Annotated in this window: 15 protein-coding genes; 8 read left to right on the forward strand and 7 right to left on the reverse strand. The window is 74.6% G+C overall.

What is annotated here, in order from left to right:
- The first annotated feature begins 216 nt into the window (after positions 1-216).
- Genes ACF1BN_RS12380 through ACF1BN_RS12400 form a run of 5 tightly spaced genes read left to right on the forward strand, consistent with a single transcriptional unit; the run spans position 217 to position 6,222 of the window.
- Positions 217-1,512, forward strand: coding sequence for a threonine/serine exporter ThrE family protein (locus tag ACF1BN_RS12380; protein ID WP_392331540.1), 1,296 nt, complete (start codon positions 217-219; stop codon positions 1,510-1,512).
- 21 nt (positions 1,513-1,533) lie between these two features.
- Entirely contained in the window at positions 1,534-2,406 is an 873-nt protein-coding gene (locus tag ACF1BN_RS12385; RefSeq protein WP_392331541.1) for an ABC transporter ATP-binding protein, read from the forward strand.
- Complete coding sequence (locus ACF1BN_RS12390; RefSeq protein WP_392331542.1) at positions 2,403-3,398, forward strand: iron-siderophore ABC transporter substrate-binding protein; 996 nt, start codon at positions 2,403-2,405, stop codon at positions 3,396-3,398. Before ACF1BN_RS12385 ends, ACF1BN_RS12390 begins: the two co-directional genes overlap by 4 nt.
- A 21-nt stretch (positions 3,399-3,419) precedes the next feature.
- Positions 3,420-5,483: an iron ABC transporter permease gene (locus ACF1BN_RS12395; protein ID WP_392331543.1), complete on the forward strand. Its 2,064-nt coding sequence runs from the start codon at positions 3,420-3,422 to the stop codon at positions 5,481-5,483.
- A 46-nt stretch (positions 5,484-5,529) separates the two neighbouring features.
- Positions 5,530-6,222 carry an adenosylcobinamide amidohydrolase gene (locus tag ACF1BN_RS12400; RefSeq protein WP_392331544.1) on the forward strand — a complete coding sequence of 231 codons (693 nt, stop codon included), beginning with the start codon at positions 5,530-5,532 and terminating at the stop codon, positions 6,220-6,222.
- Here the strand turns inward: ACF1BN_RS12400 and ACF1BN_RS12405 are convergent.
- The 7 genes from ACF1BN_RS12405 to ACF1BN_RS12435 all read right to left on the reverse strand — a co-directional run bounded on the left by ACF1BN_RS12405 (position 6,215) and on the right by ACF1BN_RS12435 (position 12,685).
- Positions 6,215-7,129 (reverse strand): adenosine kinase, encoded by a 915-nt coding sequence (locus ACF1BN_RS12405; protein ID WP_392331545.1) that lies wholly within the window; start codon positions 7,127-7,129, stop codon positions 6,215-6,217. The two genes, ACF1BN_RS12400 and ACF1BN_RS12405, sit on opposite strands and share 8 nt — an antisense overlap.
- Positions 7,130-7,282: 153 nt before the next feature.
- A complete protein-coding gene (locus ACF1BN_RS12410; RefSeq protein WP_392331546.1) occupies positions 7,283-8,521 on the reverse strand; it encodes a cytochrome P450 in 1,239 nt (412 codons plus the stop codon).
- A complete protein-coding gene (locus tag ACF1BN_RS12415) occupies positions 8,518-9,747 on the reverse strand; it encodes a cytochrome P450 (protein ID WP_392331547.1) in 1,230 nt (409 codons plus the stop codon). Before ACF1BN_RS12415 ends, ACF1BN_RS12410 begins: the two co-directional genes overlap by 4 nt.
- Positions 9,744-10,373 carry an ATP/GTP-binding protein gene (locus ACF1BN_RS12420; RefSeq protein ID WP_392331548.1) on the reverse strand — a complete coding sequence of 210 codons (630 nt, stop codon included), beginning with the start codon at positions 10,371-10,373 and terminating at the stop codon, positions 9,744-9,746. Before ACF1BN_RS12420 ends, ACF1BN_RS12415 begins: the two co-directional genes overlap by 4 nt.
- Complete coding sequence (locus tag ACF1BN_RS12425; RefSeq protein WP_392331549.1) at positions 10,354-10,713, reverse strand: DUF742 domain-containing protein; 360 nt, start codon at positions 10,711-10,713, stop codon at positions 10,354-10,356. The genes ACF1BN_RS12420 and ACF1BN_RS12425 overlap by 20 nt, the downstream gene beginning before the upstream one ends.
- The gene (locus ACF1BN_RS12430; RefSeq protein ID WP_376602750.1) at positions 10,710-11,111 is read right to left on the reverse strand and encodes a roadblock/LC7 domain-containing protein; all 402 of its coding nucleotides are present in this window, start codon (positions 11,109-11,111) and stop codon (positions 10,710-10,712) included. Before ACF1BN_RS12430 ends, ACF1BN_RS12425 begins: the two co-directional genes overlap by 4 nt.
- Entirely contained in the window at positions 11,108-12,685 is a 1,578-nt protein-coding gene (locus ACF1BN_RS12435; protein WP_392331550.1) for a sensor histidine kinase, read from the reverse strand. The genes ACF1BN_RS12430 and ACF1BN_RS12435 overlap by 4 nt, the downstream gene beginning before the upstream one ends.
- A gap of 260 nt (positions 12,686-12,945) precedes the next feature.
- Between ACF1BN_RS12435 and ACF1BN_RS12440 the strand changes: the two genes are divergently transcribed.
- The 3 genes from ACF1BN_RS12440 to ACF1BN_RS12450 all read left to right on the forward strand — a co-directional run bounded on the left by ACF1BN_RS12440 (position 12,946) and on the right by ACF1BN_RS12450 (position 16,668).
- Positions 12,946-13,716, forward strand: coding sequence for an SDR family NAD(P)-dependent oxidoreductase (locus ACF1BN_RS12440; protein WP_392331551.1), 771 nt, complete (start codon positions 12,946-12,948; stop codon positions 13,714-13,716).
- 125 nt (positions 13,717-13,841) lie between these two features.
- Positions 13,842-15,722, forward strand: coding sequence for an NAD-binding lipoprotein (locus ACF1BN_RS12445; protein ID WP_392331552.1), 1,881 nt, complete (start codon positions 13,842-13,844; stop codon positions 15,720-15,722).
- Between the two features lie 202 nt (positions 15,723-15,924).
- Positions 15,925-16,668 carry a class I SAM-dependent methyltransferase gene (locus ACF1BN_RS12450; RefSeq protein ID WP_387277681.1) on the forward strand — a complete coding sequence of 248 codons (744 nt, stop codon included), beginning with the start codon at positions 15,925-15,927 and terminating at the stop codon, positions 16,666-16,668.
- The last annotated feature ends 173 nt before the right edge of the window (positions 16,669-16,841 follow it).

Consider the following 16,841-nt stretch of genomic DNA (forward strand, 5'->3'; position numbering starts at 1 on the left):
TGACGGCGGGCGCGTCCGCAGCGCCGGTGGTCCGTCCGGGTGACGGGGCGTCGGGGACGCCGGCAGGGCCCCCGGCGGCGGTGACGGGTGGGCCCCCGGCGGCGGATGCCGGGTGGGGCCGGATGCGGGATGCTGATCCCTCGTCACCGTGGTTCCGAACCGTGGTTCCGAACCTTGATCCCGAACCTTCGTCACCGTGTTCCCGAGGAGGCGGCCGTGGCGCGAACGGAGGGGGACCCGGAGGGGCCGGCCGTCGGTGCGGGCGGCGGGGGGCCGGACGATGTCACCGGGTTCCTGGCCCGGCTCACCGGGCTGATGCTGCGGACCTCCGGCGAGGGGGCCGAGCTGATCGCGCGCGAGGTCGTGGCCGCCGGGCGGGCGCTGGGCGCCGAGGTGTCGCTGCTGCTCGTCATGGACACCGCCACACTGACCGTCGCCGGTCCGGACGGCCCGGCCCGGACCGTCATCGTGCACGCGGCCCCCGAAGTGGCCCGGCTGGACCGGATCGCGGCGCTGAAGCCGCTCGTCGCCGACGTGTGCGCCGGGCGCTGCGGACTCGCCGGGGCGAACGCCCGCCTCGCACGCATCGAGGCCGCGCCGGCACCGTACCCGTGGTGGCTGAAAATGGTCGGCATCGTGCTCTTCGCGCTGGGCTTCGCGCCGCTGATGCAGCCCACCTGGTACGAGATCGGCACCACCGCCGTCCTCGCGACGCTCGCCGCCGGCCTCGCGGTGGCGTCCGACCGGGTCCCCAGGCTTGCCCGGGTGCTTCCGCTGCTCGCCTCGGTGCTGGTGTCGGTCGTCACCCTCGGCCTGTTCGCCGGCGATCCGGCGCACGGCGGGCCGGTGCTGCTGATGCTGCCCGCGCTGTTCTTCTTCGTCCCCGGCGACTATCTGAGCGCCGCCGCCGCCGAGCTCGGCGCGGGGCTCGTGACGACCGGCGCGATCCGGCTGGTGTACGCGGTCTTCCTGCTCGTCCAGCTGTGCGTCGGCGTCCTGCTCGGGGCGTACCTCACGGGGACCTCCACCCGCGCGCTCTTCGACACGGCGGCGGAGGCCGACCTGCCCCGTTGGGTGCTGTTCGCCTCGTGGACGGTCTTCACCGCCGGGACCCTGGCGGCCTTCTCCATCCCGCGCCGCTTCCTGCCCGTGCTCCTCGCGCTCGTCTACCTGACCGTGGGCGTGCAGTCCGGGGCCACCGCGCTGATCGGGGAGACCGGCGGCACCTTCGTGGCGGCGGTGGTGCTCGCGGTGGCGGCGACGCTGCTGTCCCGGGGGCCGCGACGGCCGCCCCGGCTGATCCTGGTCCTGCCCGGCTTCTTCACGCTGACGGTCGGTTCGCTCGGCATGAGGGGGTTGACCACCCTCGCCGGCGGGCACGTCGTGGACGGCTTCTCCGACCTTCTGGAGCTCGTCCTGGTCGTCACCGCCATCGCGGTCGGACTCGTCCTCGGCGCCACGCTCGTACCGGATCGAAGCGGAAGGGGGGAACCCCCTGGCCAGCCAAATTGAGCTTAGGCTAACCTAAGCGCCGTGCAAGCAGGTGAAGAGACCCCCACGGTCCCCCGCCCGCGCGGTCACGAGCTGTCGGCCACCGCCGTCACCGTCGCCTACGACGGAGTCGACGTCGTCCACGACGCCTCCCTGACCCTGCGGCCCGGCCAGGTGACCGTCCTCGTGGGACCGAACGGCAGCGGCAAGTCGACGCTGCTGCGCACGGTCGCACGCCTCCAGCGGCCCCGCCGCGCCGAACTCGTCCTCGACGGCGACACCGACGGGCTCGCCCTGAGCCCCCGTGAGTTCGCCCGCAAGGTGGCCCTGCTGACCCAGGGCCGGCCTACGCCGGGCGGACTCACCGTCCGCGACCTCGTCGAGTTCGGCCGCTACCCGTACCGCGGCCGCTGGGGGAAGTCCGACCCGGACGGCCCCGCCGCGGTGGACCGGGCCCTCGCCCTCACCGGCGTGGACGAACTCGCCGACCGGGGAGCCGAACACCTCTCCGGCGGGCAGCTCCAGCGGGTCTGGCTCGCCGGCTGCCTCGCCCAGGAGACCGGCGTCCTCCTCCTCGACGAGCCCACCACCTACCTCGACCTGCGCTACCAGGTCGAACTCCTCGACCTCATGCGCGACCTGGCGGACCACCACGGCATCGCCGTCGGCGCCGTCCTCCACGACCTCGACCAGGCCGCGGCCGTCGCCGACCGGATCGTCCTGCTCGACACCGGACGCGTCGTCGCCGACGGCCTCCCCGAGGAGGTCCTCACCGGACCCCGCCTCACGGAGACGTACGGCATCCGCATCGAGGTCGACACCGACCCCCTCACCGGCCGGCTCCGCACCCGCGCCATCGGCCGGCACCACACGCGGACCCCCGCGCGATCCGAAAGGCTCAGCCCCACCCCATGAGAAAGCACCTTCTCACCGCAGCGGCCCTCACCACGGCGGCCCTCGCCCTGACCACTCTCACGGCGTGCGGCACCACCGAGCCCGCCGCCGACACCAAGGCCGACAAGAAGGCCGAGCCGATCACCCTCACCGACGACACCGGCACCGAGGTCAAGCTCGACGGCCCGGCCACGAAGGTCGTCGGCACCGAGTGGAACGTCGTCGAGCAGCTCGTCTCGCTCGGCGTCGACCCCGTCGGCGTCTCCGACGTCAAGGGCTACAAGACCTGGAACACCGCCGTCCCGCTCAAGAACGACCCCAAGGACGTCGGCACCCGCGGCGAGCCCAGCATGGACACCATCGCGGCCCTCAAGCCCGACCTCATCCTCGCCACCTCCGACCTGCCGCCGGCCGCCGTCAAGCAGCTCCGCGCCGTCGCCCCGGTCCTGGAGGTCAAGGCCGCCGACGCCGCGAACCCCATCGGCCAGATGACGAAGAACCTCGACCTCATCGCCAAGGCCACCGGCACCACGGCCAAGGCCGACGAGCTCAAGAAGAGCTTCGAGACCAAGCTGACCGAGGGCAAGAAGGCCCTCGCCGACGCCGGCCTCGCCGGCGCCGAGTACGCCTTCGCCGACGGCTACCTCGTCTCCAACCAGGTCTCCATCCGCCCCTTCACCAGCGGTTCGCTGATCGGCGGCGTCAACGAGAAGCTCGGCCTGAAGAACGCCTGGACCGTCAAGGGCGACCCGGCCTACGGCCTCGGCGCCACCGACGTCGAGGGCCTCACCAAGCTCGGTGACGGCGTCCACTTCGCCTACATCGGCAACGACGGCGACCCGAGCGCCACCCCCTTCTCCGGCGTCCTCGCCAAGGACAAGGTGTGGACCTCCCTGTCCTTCGTCAAGAAGGGCAACGTCCACCGCCTCCCCGACGGCATCTGGATGTTCGGCGGCACCGAGTCGATGAACCAGTACGTCGACTCCGTCGTCACCGCGCTCACCAAGAAGTAGGACACGAGGAACCACAGCACCATGGCCGTCACCGCGACCACCCCCGCCGCACCCACCCAGGCCGCAGCCACCCGCAGGGGCGCGGCCGCGGTGACGGCCTCACTGGTCCTCCTCGTCGTCTGCTTCGCCCTCGTCGACATCACCCAGGGCACCGCCTCCGTCGGCGCCGCCGAGATCGTCAAGGCGATCACCGGCCACGCCGACCCCGGCGACGCCTCCGTCGTCGTCGCCTCCCGCCTGCCCCGCATGGTCGCCGGGCTCCTCGTCGGCGCCGCCCTCGGCATGGCCGGCGCGGCCCTCCAGGCCGTCAGCCGCAACGCCCTCGCCGCGCCCGACACCCTCGCCGTCAACTCCGGCGCCTACTTCTCGCTCGGCCTCGCCGCGGCCACGGGCGTCTCCCTGCCCTTCCTCGCCTCCTCCGGCATCGCCTTCGTCGGCGGCCTCGCCGCCGCCGCCGTCGTGCTCGGCCTCTCCGGCCTCGGCTCCGGCACGGTCCGCCTCGTCCTCGCCGGCAGCGCCCTCAGTCTGGGCCTCACCGCCCTCACCGAGGGCCTGCTGCTGCTCTTCCCGCAGCAGACCGAGGGCGTCTACCACTGGAACCAGGGCAGCATCGCCCAGAACGGCTTCGACGGCGTCCTCCAGATGCTGCCGTTCGCCGTCGTCGGCCTCCTCGGCCTGCTCCTCCTCGCCCGCCGCGTCGACGCCCTCGCCCTGGGCGACGAGGCCGCCCGCGGGCTCGGCGTGCCGGTCCGCTCCACCCGCGTCATCGCCGTCGTGCTCGCCGCGCTCCTCGCCACCGCCGCCGTCACCCTCGCCGGACCCGTCGGCTTCGTCGGCCTGTGCGCCCCGGCCCTCATGCGCCCGCTCGCCCGCCGCTTCCGCGGCTACGCCCGCAGCCGGGTCTTCGTCCCCGCCGCCGGACTCGCGGGCGCCGCCCTCGTCCTCGGCGCCGACGTCCTGCTGCGCACGCTCGTCCCCGCCGACACGGCCGTCCTGGTCCCGACCGGTGTCGTCACCAGCCTCGTCGGCGCCGTCTTCGTCATCGTGATGGCCACCCGGCTCCGGGACACCGGCGACGTCGCCGTCGACCGGCTCCGCATCCGCAGCCGCACCGTCTTCCTCGCCACCACCGCCGTCCTCGTCGCCGCGCTGGTCGGCGTCATGATCGGCGGTGTGCTCCTCGGCGACGCCAAGCTCCTCCTCGGCGACGTGACCAACTGGGCGGCCGGACAGGCGGGCCAGGCCGTCTCCTTCGTCCTCGACACCCGGGTGCCCCGGGTCCTCGCCGCGCTCCTCGCGGGCGCCGCCCTCGCCCTCGCCGGCACCCTCGTCCAGGCCGTCACCCGCAACCCGCTCGCCGAGCCCGGCATCATGGGCGTCTCCGGCGGCGCGGCCCTCGGCGCCATCCTGCTCGTCACCACCGTGCCGATGGCCGGCTCCTGGAGCGTGGCCGGCGCCGCGTTCACCGGTGCCGCGGGCGCCGCCCTCGTCGTCTTCGGCTTCGCCGCCCGCGGCGGCTTCAAGCAGACCCGGCTCGTCCTCGTCGGCTTCGCCGTCCACACCGCGACCGCCGCCGTCGTCGCCCTGCTCATCATCCTCACCGACCCCTTCAACGCGACCAAGGCACTCACCTGGCTCTCCGGCTCCACCTACGGCCGGACCCTGCCCGACGTCCTGCCCCTGGCCGTCGCCGTCGTCGTCGGCATCGTGCTCGCCGTCGCCCGCCGCACCGAACTCGACCTGGTCTCCCTCGACGAGGACACCCCCCGTCTCCTCGGCCTTCCGCTCGGCCCCGGCCGGCTCGGCTTCCTCGTCCTGAGCGTGGTCCTCAGCGCCACCGCCGTCGCCGCCGCCGGCACGATCGGCTTCGTCGGCCTGGTCGCCCCGCACGCCGCCCGCGCCCTCGTCGGCCGCCGCCACCACCGCGTGATCCCGGTCGCGGTCCTCCTCGGCGCCGTCCTCGTCGGGGCCGCCGACACCGTGGGCCGTACCGTCATCGCCCCCGCGCAGCTCGGCGCCGGCACGATGACGGCCATCATCGGCACCCCGTACTTCCTGTACCTCCTGGTCCGCAGCCGCCGCTGACCGGCGCATAGGATCACCGGGACGTACGGGTGAGAGCGAGGAGAGCATGGCCGTGACCGCCGTGGTGGAACCGACCCCGACGGCCCCGCCCGCGCCCCCCGAGCTCCTGGAGCGGGACGAGGACGGGCAGCGGCTCGGCGCGCTCCTGTGGCGGCCGGGCCCCGGCTGGCGGGCCGTCAGCAGCGCGGTCCTCGGCGGCGGGATCGGCCCCCGGGCCTGGGTGATGAACGTCCAGGTCGCCCACGGCTACACCCGGACCGACCCCGAGGCGCACCTCGCGGACCTCGCCCGGCGGGCCGGTCTGCGCGGCCCCGGCGTGGGACTGATGACCGCCGCCGAGGTCGCCCGGCGCGGCACCGCGGCGGACGGCGGCGCCGTCGCGGTCGCCACCGCCGGGATCGACGTACGCGGCTGGGCGGCGGCCCCGGGGCCCGTCGTCCCCGCACCCCAGGCCCCCGGCACCATCAACATCGTCGTCACCGTGCCCGCGCCCCTCACCGACGCCGCGCTCGTCAACGCCGTCGCGACCGCCACCGAGGCGAAGGTCCAGGCCCTCCTCGACGCCGGCCACGACTGCTCGGGCACACCGACGGACGCGGTCTGCGTCCTCGCCCGCGAGCCCGGGACCGCCGTCCCCACCGAGCCCTTCGCCGGCCCCCGCTCGCTCTGGGGCGCCCGACTGGCCCGCGCCGTCCACGCGGCGGTCGGGGCCGCCCTGCCCGCGCCCGGCGTCAGCTGAGCCCGGCCACCTCGGCGAGCAGCGTCTCGCGGTCCACCGCCTCGCTGCCGGTGGCGGGCACCGTACAGGCGAAGGAGCCGGCCACCGCCCCGTACAGGGCGCACCGCTCCGGCGGCTCGCCGGTGAGCCGGCCGAAGAGGAAGCCGGAGGCGTAGGCGTCGCCCGCGCCGTTGGAGTCCACCACCGGGCCGCGCGGCGCGACCGCCGGCACGTGCAGCGGCTCGCCGCCCGCCCGGGTCAGCAGATACGAACCCTCCGCGCCGGCCGTGGCGACGACCACCTCCGCCCGGCCCCGCTCCAGCACCCGGCGCATGGTCGCCACCGGATCGGGCAGCGCCGTCGCCGAGACGAAGACGACGTCGGAGCCGTACGCGAACGGCTCGTGGTAGGCGTTCTCCCCGTCCCAGTCGTGCAGGTCCGTCGAGACGGTGAGCCCCGCCTCGTGGAGCACCGGCAGGGCGAAGGCGCAGGGGTACGTGATCGACACGTGCGCGTGGCGGGACACCTCGGCGAGCCCGCGGACCAGATCCTCCGGCAGCCGGTCCGACGCCCGGGAGCGGCTGTCGTCGTAGAGCGAGAGCCGCCGGCCGTCGGGCCCGACGAGGTTGACGGCCCGTTTGGTGCCGCCGGGGAGCGGCACCTCGGTGAACGCGATGCCGCGGTCGCGGTGGAAGGCGCGGACCAGCTCGCCGGACGGGTCGTCGCCGATCATGTCCAGGTGGTGGGTGCGCAGCCCCAGCGCGCTGACGCCCAGCGCCACGAAGTCCCCGGTCTGACCCGCGCGGGCCTCGATGCCGGGGCGGATCATGTAGCTGTCGGCGTACGGCAGCGGGAGCTCGGGGACGTACACGATCGTGTCGACGCCCGACCCTCCCAGGACGAGGACGTCGTACGCGCTGCCGCTCATCGCTTCCCCTCTCACGGAACCCCGGCGAGTCAACCAGCCCCGCCACCCGGTTCGCAAGATCTTGCGCAAGTTTGCGGAGGGCTGGTCCGTGGAGACGCCGGTGGCCCGCTCCCCGAGGGGGGGGCGGGCCACCGGGCACGGCAGGGCCGGACGTCAGCCGAGGACGACCGGGAGGTCGAAGAGGTCGTTCTGGGTCACGACCGGCTTGTTCCGCAGCTCCTCGCGCGGCACCGCGAGCCTCAGTCCGGGGAAGCGCGCGTACAGCGCGGGCAGCGCCACCGAGGCCTCCAGGCGGGACAGCGCCGCCCCCGGGCAGACGTGCGGGCCGTGGCCGAAGGAGATGTGCCGGATCGGGCTGCGCGTGACGTCGAAGTCGCCCGCCGTCCCGCCGTGCTGCACCTCGTCCCGGCCGATCGCGCCGTGCGACACGATCAGCGCCTCGCCCTTCGGCAGGACCCGGTCGCCGACCTCGATGTCCTCGCTCGCGAAGCGGATCAGCACGTGCGAGGTGGGCGTCGCCCAGCGCAGCGTCTCCTCGATCACGTTCTCCCACGGCACCTCGCCCTTGAGGACCAGCGCCCGCTGCTCGGGGTGGGTCTCCAGGGCGACCACGGCGTTCACGATGAGGCTGATCGTCGTCTCGTGACCGGCCGCCACCATCAGCTGGAGCGTGTTGGTGATCTCCTCGGTGGTGAGCCGGTCACCGTCCTCGGACGCCTCGATCAGCGCGCTGGTCAGGTCGTCGCCGGGTGACTCCTTCTTGCCCGCGACGATCCCGGCGAAGAGCGCGCCGAGGTCCGCCATCATCTGCGGCACCTCCTCCGGCGGCGTCTGCGTCGAGAAGAACTTGTCGAAGAGCTCCTTCATCCGCGGGTGGTCGGCGGCGTCCACACCCATCAGCTCGCCGACGACGTTCATCGGCAGCGGGTACGCGAACTCGGCCTTCAGGTCCACCGTCCCGCCCACCGGGCGCTCCGCCAGCCGGTCCAGCAGACCGCTCGTCAGCTTCTCGATGCCGGCCCGCAGCCGCTCCACCCGGCGCGCGGTGAGCGCCTGGGCGACCAGGGTGCGCAGCCGCCGGTGCTCCTCGCCGTCCACCGTCAGCATCGACCTGCCGGGGTTGGCGAGGCCGATCAGCGGCCAGTCGAGGGGTATCTCGCCGCGCTGCCAGGCCCCCCACCGCTCGATGTCCTTGACCAGCCGGGAGTCGGTGAGGAGCGCGCGCGCCTCGGCGTGGCGGGTGACCGCGTAGCAGGGCACACCGCCGGGGAGCACGACCCGGGCCAGCGGGCCCGCCTCGCGCAGCCGGGCGCTCTCGCCGTCGAGGTCCGAGACGAACGGGTCGAGGACGACCGGTCCGGCGCCCGCGGTGTGGTCGATGGGGCAGGTCATGCGGTCCCTCCAAGGGCGGGGGTCGGGGTGTACGTCACCGGCAGCGCGGTGAGGCCGCGCAGCCAGGGGGAGGGGCGACGTGTGAGAGCGGGTTCCGCGACGGCGAGATCGACGTCCGGCAGACGGTCGAGCAGGACCTCGATGCCGGTCCTGGCGATGGTCTCGGCGACCTCCTGCGCGGGGAACGGACAGCGGTGCTCGCCGTGGCCGAAGGACAGATGGGCGTTGTTGCCGCCGGTGAGCGCGGCGGCGTCGGCCCGGACGTGCGGGTCGGCGTTGGCGGCGGCGAGGCCCAGCAGGACGAGATCGCCGCACTCGATCCGGCGCCCGCCGAGGTGGGTGTCGCGCGAGGCCCAGCGGCCGGCGACGTTCTGCGTGGGGGTGTCCTCCCACAGGACCTCGTTCATCGCCTCGCCGACGCTGTGCCGGCCGCCGGAGAGGGAGGCGGCGAAGCGGTCGTCGGTGAGCATCAGCCGCAGCGAGTTGCCGATCCAGTCGGCGGTGGGCTGGTGGCCGGCGGCCATCATCACCATGAGGTCCTGGGCGACCTCCTCGACGGTGAACCCGGCGGTGTTGCCGAGCATCCGCGAGGCGACGTCGTCGCCGGGCTCCGCCACCTTGGCGGCGAGCAGCGCCCCCATCGAGGCGGCCAGGTGCTGCTGGCCCGCGAGCGCGTCGGGCCCGCCGTTGATCATGTCGTTCATCGCCGTGACCAGAGCGGGGCCCTCCTCGTCGGAGAAGCCGTAGATGCTGGCGAGCACCCGGACCGGCAGCAGCATGGCGTACTCGGCGATGATGTCGCACGCCCCCTTGCCGCACAGCCCGTCGATCAGCTCGTCGGCGAACCGCTCGGCGCGCCGCCGCAGTTCGAAGGGGTCGACGGACTCCAGCGCGGCGGAGATCACCCCGGCCCGCTCGCGGTGGCGCTCGCCGACCGTGTACAGGATCGAGGGCTGCTTGCGGCCGATCATGGGCAGCAGCGGCCAGTCGGCGGGGATGGCGTCCCACTGGTTCCACAGCTCGGAGTCGCGGGAGAAGAGCACCGGGTCGCTGGTGACCTGGTGCAGCTCGCGATAGCCGAGGACGAGCCAGGCGGGCACGTCGCCGTCGAGGACGACCGGGGCGACGGCCCCGTGGTCCCGCCGGATCCGCCGGTACAGCTCGACGGGGTCGGTGTGGAAGCGGGGGCCGCTCAGCGGGACGGGCGCGGTCTCGGCAGGGTTCACGGGGCGGGCTCCGGTACGGGCCGCGGACCGTGCTCCGGGTCGGCGGCGACGACGTTCTTCAGGTGCTCGACGAGCGAGATGAGGACCTGCTTGCTGGACTCCCGGGACCGGGCGTCGCAGAAGACCAGCGGGACCTCGTCCGGGAGGTCGAGGGCCTCGCGGATCTCGGCGGGGGTGTGCGCGGTTCCGCCGAAGTCGTTGCAGGCGACGACGAACGGGGTGCCGTGGTGTTCCAGGCGGTCGACCGCGTACCAGGAGTCCGCGATCCGGCGGGTGTCGACGAGGACGACGGCGCCGAGCGTCCCGGAGAAGAGCCGGTCCCACAGGAACCAGAACCGCTCCTGGCCGGGCGCGCCGAACAGGTACAGCACGTTGTGCGCGTCGAGCGAGATGCGGCCGAAGTCGAAGGCGACGGTGGTGGCCGTCTTGGCGGCCACCCCGCCCGTGTCGTCGATGCCCTCGCCGGCCTGCGACATGGTCTCCTCGGTGTTCAGCGGACGGATCTCGCTGACCGAGCGGACCAGGGTGGTCTTGCCGACTCCGAAGCCGCCGACGACGACGATCTTCAGTCCGTTGTCGGCGGTGCTGCTCAGGGTCTGGCGCTGCTCAGAGATTGCGGAGTCCAACGAGCACCTGCTCCAGGATGTCGTGATCGGGAAGGCGGTACGAGGAGGGGCGCGGGTGCCGCGCGCTGATCCGGCCGGTGTCGTGCAGGTCGGCCAGGAGGATGCGGGTGATCGACACGGGCAGTCCGAGCCCGGCGGCCACCTCCACCACGGCGGTGGGGAAGCGGCACATGCGCAGGATGGCGGCGTGCTCGGACTGCATGCCGGGCACCGGATCGCACTCGGCGACGACGAGCGTGACCACGTCGAAGGCGGTGGACCCGGCACTGCTCCGGCCGCCGGTGACGGTGTAGAGACGGTCGGGGGAGTCGTCGCGACCCGGCCTGGCGCGGCCCTTCATCCCCGCGGCCTCGCGACGAGGTGCTCGCCCAGCTGCTCGACCAGTTCGGCCATGTTGTGCCCGACGAGCCCGGCGTCGGCGTCCTCGTCGGCGACGAGCGCGAGGTGGGCGCCCTCCCCGGCCTCGACGATGAAGAGGATCCCGCCGTAGAACTCGGCCATCGCGGAGCGGACCCCGCCGGTGCCGTCGCCGAACTCCACGGAGGCGCCGTGCGACAGGCTCTGGATGCCCGCGGCGATGGCGGCGAGCTGGTCGGCCTGGTCGACGGAGAGCCCGGAGGTGCGGCAGAGCTTGAGGCCGTCCCGGGAGAGCACCAGGGCGTGCCGGGTGCCCGGGGTGCGTTCCAGCAGGCCCTCCAGGAGCCAGCTGAGCTTGTCGTCGGTGGTCGTGCCGGTCATCGCGGATTGCCTTCCGAATGGGGGTGGTTCGAGGACGGCGTGGTCGGGTCCGTCGCGGGGGGAGCGGAGGTGTCGGGGTCGGCGGCGGGCGTCGCGCCGGACCTGCCCCCGGCGCCGCGCAGGCCGCTCTGGAAGCCGCCGAAGCGGGCGCGGGCCGCCTCGCCGGTGCGGGGTGCGGCGGGGCGGGGCGGGTCGGCCGGGTTCCTGCCGCTCTCCTGGTGCGCGGCCAGGGTCCGGCCGCGCCGCCGGCGCGGCAGCAGGATCCCGGGCCCGGTGTCCTCGGCCGGGGTGTCGTCCGCGGTCGTGTGCGTGGCCTCCGGCTCACCGGCGCCGGGGCCGGAGGGGGCGGCGGGGACGGAGAGTGCGGAGGGGGCGGCGTCGGGAGCGGTACGGGGGGCGGGCACGGCGAGCGGCGGGGCGGCGGGGGCGCCGGTGGCCTCGCTCCCGCGCGTGACGATCTCCTGGGGGATCATCAGAACGACGCCGGTGCCGCCGCGCGCGGAGGGCCGGAAGGAGACCGAGAGGTTGTGCTTGCGGGCCAGCCGGCCGACGACGTGGAGGCCGAGGCGGGTGCCGGAGAGGCCGGCCAGGTCCTGGGTCCCCGCGTCGACGGCGGTCTCCGCGCGACGGAGCTGCACGTCGCTCATGGTGAGGCCGCTGTCCTCGACGGTGATGACGACGCCCGCCGGGACCTCCTCCACGTAGACGTGGACCTCCGCGCTGGGCGGGGAGAAGTTGGCGGCGTTGTCGAGGAGTTCGGCGAGCGCGTGCATGACGCCCTCGGCCGCGTGGCCGGCGACGGCCGCCTCGCACTGGGAGTGCAGCCGGACCCGCTGATAGCCCGCGATGCGGCCCATGGCGCCCCGCAGGATCGACTCCATGACGATGGGCCGGGCCCAGCGGCGTCCGGAGCGGGCACCGGTGAGGATCGCGACGGAGTCCGCGAGCCGGCCGGCCTGGGCGGTGCGGTGGTCGAGGTGGAGGAGGTCGGAGAGGACGTCCTCGTCGGCGTGCCGGTGCTCCATCTCGCGCAGGTCGGCCATCATGCTCGTGGCCAGCGCCTGCATCCGTCCGGCCGCGTTGGCGGCGGCGGCGAGGGCGGCGGAGCGCGCGGACTCGGCGCGGCGCAGCCGCTGCTCCAGGCCCGCGACGGCGGCGGCGTGACCGGCGGCGAGGCGCTCGGCCTCGGCCCGCTGGGTGCGCGCGAGTTCGTCGGCGCGGGCCGCGTGGGCGGCCGCCTCCGCGGCGGCCTCGGCCTCGTGACGCTTCTTCAGGGCAGCGGCCTCGCGCTCGGCGGCGGCTTGGCGCTGGGTGGCGTAGGTGTCCTGGGAGGCGACCTGGGCGGTCAGCCGCTCGGCCCGCTTGGCGAGGCCGCGGGCGGTGCGCGCGTACCAGGTGACGGCGAAGGCGGCGGCCGCGAGGAGCAGCACGCCGCAGACCGCGAACCAGGCGAGGGGGGCGCGGACTTCGACCGGGGCGGCACTCGTCGCGGCGGCGGTGAGGGTACCGCCCGCGGCGACGGTCAGCACGGAGGAGATCAGGGCAGGACGGAACGGGGTGGGCGACGCCGACATCAACCGGACTCTCGAGAGGCAGGCACAGGGGAGGTTCGGAACGACCGCACTATAGAGGCGTTCTTGATCGGTCCGGAACTCTCCCTGACCGGATTGGTTTCCGGACTGACACAAAACCTTCCAAAAGGTGGCCCATATTCCGCTTCGACGCGAGTGCGGGGGGTGCGCCGCCCATCACCTGTGCCAGAAGGGCAGAATGACGGTCCGTACGGTACGGACCCGAGCGCGGCCCGCACCCGTCCACGACCGGAAGGCCCCCCGTGAAGCTGCCCGACACCGGCAGGCGCGTCCTCGTCAGCGGCGCCTCGCGAGGACTAGGCCGGGCGGTCGCCCGCGCCTTCGCCGCCAACGGCGACCGCGTCGCCGTCCACCACGGCACGCGAGCCGAGGAGGCCCGCGCCACCCTCGCCTCCCTCGACGGGACCGGACACGTCCTGGTCGGCGGTGACCTCGCGGACCCGGCGGAGGCGGCGGCGGTCGTCGACGCGGCGGTCGAGGGGCTCGCCGGCGGGATCGACGTCCTGGTCAACAACGCCGCCGTGAACCTCCCCCACCCCCTGGCGGAGACCCCGTACGAGGAGTGGGCGGAGCTGTGGCGGCGGCACGTCGCCGTGAACCTCCTCGCCACCGCCAACCTGAGCCACCTCGTGGCCCGCGGGATGATCGACCGGGGCACCGGCGGACGCCTCGTCAACATCGGCTCCCGGGGCGCCTTCCGGGGCGAGCCCGACCACCCCGCCTACGGCGCCACCAAGGCCGCCGTCCACGCGCTCGGCCAGTCCCTCGCGGTCTCCCTCGCCCCGTACGGCATCGGCGTCGCCTCGATCGCCCCCGGCTTCTTCGCCACCGAGCGGGTCGCGCCCCGCCTGGAAGGGCCCGAGGGCGAGGCGATCCGCGCGCAGAGCCCCTTCGGCCGGGTCGCGGACGCCGACGAGATCGCGGCGGCCGTCCTCTGGCTCGCCTCGCCCGCCGCCGAATGGGCGTCCGGGACGATCCTGGACCTCAACGGCGCCTCGTACCTCAGGAGCTGACCGGAACGGGACCGGCGCGCCCCGGCGCGCGCCGCTCGAACGCCTGCCTCCCGCGCGCTTGCCCGAAAGGATGAACAGCGACGGTCGGCGGCGTTTCGCACCGGGCGCGCCGCCACCCTGCTGCCGTGCGTAAGGAGCGCGAGTCCACGGTCCCCTCCCAGCGGACGCCCCGGCGTCCCCGGCCCGCCGCCGGACACGTCGTCCGGCCGGTGCGACAACCGGAGACGGGACCGGGCCTGCGGGCCCGGTCCCGCTACTGGGTCGACCGGACCGTGGTGCGCGGGGTCAGCGCCCTCGTCGGCTGGCTGGCGCTGGCCTGCCTCGGCCTGGTGGCGCCCGTGAGCGCCCTCCTCGTCTGGACCGACACCAAGGCCCCGGACACCCTCCAGGGAAAGGCCGCCACGGTCTGGCGGACCGTCGGCCAGACCCTCCGGCTCGGCGGCGAGGTCGGCCCGCCGCTGCGGATGGTCCTCTCGGTCTTCCTGGCCCTGGTGTCCCTGCTGTACGTCTCCTTCCTCGTCGGCATCGTCACCACCGCCCTCACCGACCGCCTCGCCGAGCTCGAACGCGGCCAGACCACGGTGGTCGAGCGCGGCCACACCCTGGTCCTCGGCTGGTCCGAGCAGACCCCCACCGTCGTCGCGGAGCTGGTGGCCGCCCACGCCCAGCGGGGCCGGGGCGCCGTGGTGGTCCTCGCGGACCGCGACAAGGGCGAGATGGAACGGGAGTTACGTGACGTCCTGCCGCCCCGCACCCGGGTGCGGCTGATCTGCCGCCGGGGCCGCCCCGCCGATCCCGGCGCGCTGGCCCGGGTCACCCCCGCGGCCGCCGGGGCGGTGGTCGTCCTGCCGCCGGACGCACCCGGCGCCGACGCCCAGGTGACCAGGACGCTCCTGGCCCTGCGGGCGGTGGTGGGGGAGGGGTGCCCGGTACGGATCGTGGCGGCGGTCCGGGACGGCGCCCAGCTCGCCACCGCCCGCCTCGCCGCCGGACCGGGCGCCGTGGTCCTGGACGTCGACGACCTCGCCGCCCGGCTGCTCGTCCAGTGCGTCCTGGAGCCCGGGCTCGCGCTCGTCCTGGAGGACCTGCTCGACTTCGCCGGCGCCGAACTCCACACCCTGCGCCCTCCAGGCCTCCCCGGCCGGCGCTACGGCGAGCTCGCCGCCGCCTGCCCGGACTCCTGCGCCGTCGGGATCGTCCGCGCCGACGGCACCCCGCACCTCAACCCGCCCCCGCAGACCGTCCTGGCCCCCGGCGACGGCCTGATCGTGCTGGCCGAGGACCACCGGGCCACCGTCCTCCCCGCGGCGCCGGTGCCCGGCGCCGTCCCCCTCCCCACCGGCCCCCGGACGTTCCCCGCCCCCCGCAGGGCCCTCGTCCTGGGCTGGAACCGGCGGGGCGAACGCGTCCTGGAAGGCCTGGCGCGAGGCGGGGTCGCGGCGGTGCTCGGCGAGGGCGCCGGACGGGCGGCGGGCCCGGAGGAGTACGACCACGTGGTGGTCCTCGCGGCACCGGACGGCGACGGGCACCCCGACCCCGACGGTCCGGTCCTCGAAGCCCTGCTCCACCTCCGGGCCCGCGCCCGGGAGTCGGGCCGGACCGTGCCCGCGGTGGCCGAGCTCACCGACGCCCGCAACCGCCGGCTGGCCCCCGCCGGCCCCCGCACCGACCTCCTGCTCACCGGTCGGCTCGCCGCCCTCCTGATCGCCCAGGTCTCCCAGGACGTCCACCTCGCGGCGGCCTTCGACGCCCTCTTCGCCGCCACCGGCGAGGGCGTCCGCCTCCGCCCCGCCACCGACTTCGTCCCGCCCGGCACCGAGGCCCCCTTCGGATCCCTCGTCACCGCGGCCGCCCGGCACGGAGCCGCCGCCTTCGGCTACCGGCCCCGGGGGTCGCTCCGTCCCCGGCTCAACCCGCCCAAGACCGAGATCCGCCACTGGGGAGCCGGTGACGTCCTCCTCGTCGTCGGCCCGGCCTCCGGGCGTCTTTCGGAGCCATGCCCCTGATCAGCGCCTTTCCTTGGGTGATACGAGTGCGGCCCCTTCGGTTTCTCGTGTCATCCGACAGTACGGGAGCCGTGCCGGGGCGGCGCAGACTCTGTGCCACGGCCGCACCGGACGGAACCGACGGACCTCACCGTCCGCGAATCTGGCGCGCCCGTAAGAGATGTGACCGACCATCACCGCGGAACGCACGAGGGGACAGCACATGACGGTGCAGCAGTACGACGGGATCGGCGAGGCGTTCGAGGGATTCAAGACCCTGCCGATCATCCGCTACGGAGAGGTGCCCAGCGTCCTGCGGCTGGTCGGCGACGTCACCGGGAAGACGGTGCTCGACCTCGCCTGCGGCACCGGCTTCTACAGCCGGGAGCTCAAGCGCCGCGGCGCCGCCGACGTGTACGGCGTCGACATCTCCTCCGAGATGATCGCCGCCGCCCGCGGGATCGAGGCGCGCGACCCGCTGGGCCTGCGCTACGAGGTCGAGGACGTCGCCGCACTGAAGCCGGTGGAGACGCCGTTCGACATCGCGCTCGGCGTGCAGTGTCTCAACTATGCCGAATCCAGGGACGAGCTGGACCGGATGTGTGCCCACATCCACCGGAGCCTGAAGCCCGGCGGCATGTTCTACGTCTTCGCCCAGAGGCCCGACTACGCCTTCGACTGCGCGTCCCTGGAGACGTACGGCTTCCGCTGCGAGCCGACCGGCGAGGAGAACGAGCTGGGACCGAGGGTCCGTGTCACCGCGCTCCTCGACCCGGAGCCCATCAGCATCCTGGGCACCGTCCCGCGCCGCGAGGTCTACGAGGAGGCCCTGACCGGCGCGGGCTTCCGCGAGGTCGAGTGGGTCCCGCTGCACGTCTCCGACGAGGGCCTGCGCACCTACGGCGAGGAGCACTGGGCCGAGCTCCTGGCCCACCCGCCGCTGGTGCTGCTGCGCTGCCGCGCCTGACCCCGCGCAGCCCCGGGGCACGCGCACCGGCCCGCCGCCGGCTCGCGTGCCCCCGGCCGCCATGAGCCGTATCGCACCCGTAAGGGGCGGGGCAGACCAGGACGGAGCAGGCGTCAGGACCCGTACGGGTCGGGGGCAGGACCGTTACGGGGTGGGGGTCAGGAGCCGTACGG

The organism is Streptomyces sp. NPDC014861 (assembly GCF_043081625.1).
GTDB lineage: Bacteria > Actinomycetota > Actinomycetes > Streptomycetales > Streptomycetaceae > Streptomyces.